Annotated in this window: 4 protein-coding genes; 3 read left to right on the forward strand and 1 reads right to left on the reverse strand. The window is 63.0% G+C overall.

Annotated elements, in window-relative coordinates; translation table 11 throughout:
- Positions 1 to 704 precede the first annotated feature (704 nt).
- Both ACFU95_RS50675 and ACFU95_RS50680 read left to right on the forward strand, forming a co-directional pair.
- Positions 705 to 2,036 (forward strand): tol-pal system YbgF family protein, encoded by a 1,332-nt coding sequence (locus tag ACFU95_RS50675; RefSeq protein ID WP_383844637.1) that lies wholly within the window; start codon positions 705 to 707, stop codon positions 2,034 to 2,036.
- A 106-nt stretch (positions 2,037 to 2,142) separates the two neighbouring features.
- Positions 2,143 to 2,583, forward strand: coding sequence for an SH3 domain-containing protein (locus ACFU95_RS50680; protein WP_383844638.1), 441 nt, complete (start codon positions 2,143 to 2,145; stop codon positions 2,581 to 2,583).
- 170 nt (positions 2,584 to 2,753) lie between these two features.
- Here ACFU95_RS50680 and ACFU95_RS50685 read toward each other — a convergent pair whose 3' ends face one another.
- Positions 2,754 to 3,449, reverse strand: a complete 696-nt coding sequence (locus tag ACFU95_RS50685; protein ID WP_383844641.1) for a TetR family transcriptional regulator — start codon at positions 3,447 to 3,449, stop codon at positions 2,754 to 2,756.
- A gap of 722 nt (positions 3,450 to 4,171) precedes the next feature.
- Between ACFU95_RS50685 and ACFU95_RS50690 the strand changes: the two genes are divergently transcribed.
- Complete coding sequence (locus ACFU95_RS50690; RefSeq protein ID WP_383844644.1) at positions 4,172 to 4,543, forward strand: hypothetical protein; 372 nt, start codon at positions 4,172 to 4,174, stop codon at positions 4,541 to 4,543.
- Positions 4,544 to 4,839: the final 296 nt, after the last annotated feature.

Here is a 4,839-nt window from a genome sequence, read left to right on the forward strand (position 1 = left end):
GCCGGTGGCCGTTCAACTATGCGGGCACCATCCCGATGCCGGAGCAAACCCCCGGATCAGGTCGAACCCGTACACCACTTCTCTGGACGCAACCCGGTGTTGTCGGCCGGTGAGGTGTACCTGATCCGCTCGAACCAAAATCCAGGCTCGGTCAGCGTCTGGCCTACCGGGGTTGCCATGCTGTCCCCTCCGCTTGCCAGAGGGCGAGATAGGCGCTCAGGTCTACGGCGACGGGCCAAGCAGCAAGAACGTATGCAACTCCCCCGTCGTCCTGGGCCTGGACTTCATACCGCTCGCCACGGGCGAGACGTTCCAGAGCTCGTTCCCGTTCGGTGTCGTCGCTGAGCCAGGCTCGGAGAGGGCGTGCGAAGGGCGGGTCCAACTGGTCCGCCACAGCGCTGGTGCGCCTTCGCAACCAACGGATGGTTAAGCGCGGTGTCGTGGCTGCTGTACTTCCGAGAGACACCGACCGCCCGTCGGGGTAATGAGCGGAGGCCTGAACCTGGTAGCCGGTCCGTACCCGGCCCCAGGGAGGGGCCTCCTCGTCCACCAGCAACATGGGCACTCCGTCATCAGATCTGTGGTCATTCCCTGGGTTGAACTCCCTGCCTCTACGCAACCGCACGAACACCGTGAGCGGTACGGTGACCACGACGTGCGGACTTGAAAGCCCTGAAAGTTCAGGAAGCGCAGGAGAGTTCACGATGAGCAAGCGCCCACCGAACGAAGCCCTGAGCCGGTTACATGCCGAAACGGGCTGGAGCCAGCGTCAGTTCGCCACAGCGGTCAACCGTGTCGGCACTGAGTCCGGCATGCCCCTGCGCTACGACGATTCCGCCGTGAACCATTGGCTTGGCGGCACAACCCCCCGACCGGTCGTCCGGCCGCTCATCCTCGAAACGCTCTCCCGTAAGCTCCGCCGTCCCATCACGCCTGCGGACGCCGGATTCCCGTCTCCTGCTCCTGGAACATCTGGCGGGCTAGATACCTTGGAAGGGCTGATGGAGCTGGGGAGGCAAGACATGGATCCGTCCCGCCGTGGTGTCCTCGGTGCCGCGCTGTTCTCGGTCGCGCTCACCATTCCTGACTGGCCGGATGTCGTCGGCCGGCTCAGTGCAGTGCAGTCCGGGAAGGCTCGGCGCATCGGATTCCGCGAGGTGGACGCGGTCGCCGCCATGACTGAGAAGGTCTCCGACCTCGACGACCAGTTCGGTGGGCGTGCTGCCCGGCCCATGGCTGCTGCCTTCCTGGTGAACACCGTGGTTCCGCATCTCCAGGCTGACGCGCCTGAGGACGTCAGGAAGGCTCTTCTTTCGGCGACATCAGATCTTCTGTACCTCACGGGCTTCATGGCCGTGGACGAAGGGCTTCAAGGACTGGCACAGCGTTACTACGTGAAGGCGCTGGAGCTGGCAGGTGCGGCAGAGGACCACCTGACGTTCTGCACCACCCTGCGGGGCATGAGTCTTCAAGCCGTGGACCTGGGGCACAGTGACCAGGCTGTCCGCTTGGCTGACGCTGCTGCGGCAGCATCACCTAGTGCGGGGCCGCGCATGCGGGCGTTCCTTGCCGGTCAGCAGGCGCACGCCTACGCGGCTAGCGGGAGCGGCTACCGAGGCGAAGCCATGCAGTTCATCAAGGAAGCCGAAGTTGCCATGGAACGGGCCGAGTCCCGAGCAAAGGCCTTCGGGAGCTATGCGCCCTCATCCCTGGCATACCACGTGTCTCAAGTGCGCTACGCCCTTGGCGACAAGAAGGGTGCTGTGGAGTCTCTGAAGGAGTCGAACCGGCTGCGGCACAGCCACTACCGACGCGTCAGCGTCCGCTACAACTCACTATTGGCCGAGCGTGAGCTTGAGCTAGGGCGTCTTGAAGAAGCGTGCACGACGTGGGACACGGTCTTGGATGACTACCCACTTGTTCAGTCGGGGAGTGCAGATCAGAAGATCAGCAACATGCAAGCGATGCTGAAACCGCACCTTCGCAATCGTGCGGCGCAGGCCGTGTACGAGCGCTCGTTGTCTGTCAGTACTTGAACTGACAAGGCATCAGGTCCTGTCACTTCGGTCACCGAGACTAAGCTTATCCGGATAAGTGGTTGACCTCCCTAGGGTTCGCATTAGATGCTTGCGGCTCATTCGGATGAGTGGCTGGCTTCCCGAGGTGTGGAACCAGGCCGCTCACGCTGTTTCGAGCGAAGGGAAATTGATCATGGGGCGTAAGGCTCTGCGAACGCTGGTTGTGTCGGGTGCGCTGGTGGCGGGCGTCGGCCTGGTGGGTGTGTCGGCGGCGTCGGCGGCGGTTCCGTCGGGTCCGGCGGGGTCGAGTCGCGGTGAGGTTGCCTCGTCCGTGAACTATGCGACGGTGCGCACGGCGACGGTGGATGGGCTCCGGGTGCGCCTGGGGCCTGGTGCAGGCTCGGGGATCCTCGGTCAGATATACGAGGGTGAACCGGTGCAGGTCATCGCTTCTGCGCGTGACAGTGGAGGGCAGTGGTGGGACCTGGTCATGTTGCAGACCGATTCGGCCGGCGGTCTGCCCGGCGGCTATGTCGGGTGGGTGACTGAGGAGTACCTCTACTGATCCGGCACCCAGGATGGTGAGGTGAGTGGGCGGCCCTTTCTCTGCTTCGGCGGAGAGGGGGCCGCTTGTTTTTGCAGGCCCATGCGCGCTGCATCGGGGAATGGAATTCTGCGTTTCGGGCCGGTGGCGGTTTGAGCTGCCTCGTGTTTATGGTCTGCGAGTATCGCAGTTTATGCCGTGGCGTCGGGCGGTGGCGTACTTTTCCGTTCGAGGTGGGCTGTGTAGAGTCGGCGGCCACGATCCATGGAGAAGTCAACTTCCGGCAGGGTGCCGGGGTGTGCAATGGTGCTCAACAGGTTCATGTACATCCGGGCCACCCTTTCTTCAACGTTATTCAGGTGGCCATCAATTGCCTCGCTGACGACTACCAGGCCGGCCCAGGCGCCCGCGATTTGGTAGGCCTGTTCCGTGGGTGATACTCCTGCTCGTACTTCGCCTCTCTGCTGGGCCTCGGTCAGCTGAGTGGTGTTGATCGTGATCCAGTCGGGCCACGGCGTTCCGTAGATGTCCCGTGCATTCTTGTGAAGTGACAGGCGCAGGGCTGCCCGTAGGTCCGCCTCTTTGGTGATTCTGTAAGCAAGAATCGAGCCGGTGTCTACTACTTCTTGTAGCTTGAGTTCCTGCGGCTGTAGGCCTTCCATGGCTAGTGTCGAATTAAGGATGGCTACTGCCAGGTCATGTCTGCCTCCTGGGAAATGGAAATAGAAGCCTCCCTTATTTGTTCCCGCGAGTTCGATGATTTCATTGATAGCGGCTCCTTCGTATCCTTTCTCTTCGAACAAGAGTCCTGCTGCGGAGATGATTTGTTGTCTGGTGGTTTTGGCGCGTTCGGACTGTCGGCGGCGCGGTTTCTGGGGCTCGGTCATTCGATCTCACCTTCAAGGCCTGAGTTTCTGGATCTGGACGTGATTGGTCTCGGGGATGGTTCAGCGATGCGTCGAGGGTTGAACCTGTCCGGCGGGCTGACGGCTGCTGGCTAAGCAGAATGCAGGACCGGAGGCGTGAAGGTGTTGTGGACGAAGGGTGAGTCTTGTGGCGGTCTGAAGTGTGGGCGGGGGCGTTGCTGTCCGGGCGGAGATCCAGGCTTGACCGCCGACTGCGTCAAGTGCCTTCAGCTGTATTGGAATTGCTTCGGCCTTCCTCGGTCTGGCTTCGCGAACCGAGGAGTGGGGTCCGGAATGCCTGACAGTGCTTCAGAAATGTCCCGCTTGACGCTCTTGAGGATAGGGCCCCACACTGGCCGCTCCAGAACAGACCGAACGGTACTTTTTATGGAGGGGGAGTGATGCGGGCGACATGCTCCGCCATGGTGAAGCGGCGTGCTGCGGTAGTCGTCGGCGCACGTCTACCTCTCGTCGGCGCGCGTGCACTGAGGCGCTGGCGGCGTGAGTGCCCAGTGGTGCGGCCCTCGCGTGGTGCCTCTCGGCGGTTCCGAAGCGGACAGCAGAACAGACTGTTCGGTCGCTTAAAGGCTGGTGGGAGTCTGCTTCTCTTACGGAGAGTGTTTGTTTGGGGACTGGGTGAGAGTGGACTCGCGGCCCGGTCTGCGCTGGATGAGAGTTCGAGCGGGCAAGGATTGTCGGCTGCCGTGACCGGTGCAGCCGTGGCCGGATTGGGTTGTGCGATGGAGGAAGGGACATCGTCGGGCGGGGGCTTTGGCGGTGCGGAGGATGCGGTGTTCGTTCCCGGAACGAACTATGTGTCGTCTTGGCGGGAAGCCAGTGAAGTTGCCGACGAGTTGAACGCGGTCCTGGCGGAGCTGGGCGTGGACGTGCGGCTGGTTCGGGCGGTGGCGCATGTGGGTGCGCACGGGGACCCGGTGGTGTGGTTCCGCCTGGAAGCGGGGCGGCTGATCGCGCGGCGGTTGCGTGGGGCGTCGGCCCTCCCGGCATCCAGGGTGGTCGAGTTTCAGCGGCTGGTGGATGAGAGGGAAGGGGAGTTACGAGATGGGGCGGCATGACGTGTGGCGGACGGCGGCGGGCTCGCATCTGTGGATCGAGACTGACCGGCGCGGAGAGTTCATCCGGTGCGAAGGGTGTCCTCGTCCGATCCTGATCACGGGGTTGGGCCCTGCAAAGTTCGCGGCTCAGCAGCATGCGGATACCTGCCGGAAGTAGGGACCAGCCGCAGCATGGGCGCGGGTTCGCCGGCATACGGCGGGTGTGTCAACGGCCATTTGTTTGCCCCGGTGGCGGCCAGATGTTCCATGCACTCATGGCCGACTCGGCGTCCCCAGTGGCGGCCAGATATCTCCCC

It is taken from the genome of Streptomyces sp. NPDC057623 (assembly GCF_042800355.1).
Lineage (GTDB): Bacteria > Actinomycetota > Actinomycetes > Streptomycetales > Streptomycetaceae > Streptomyces.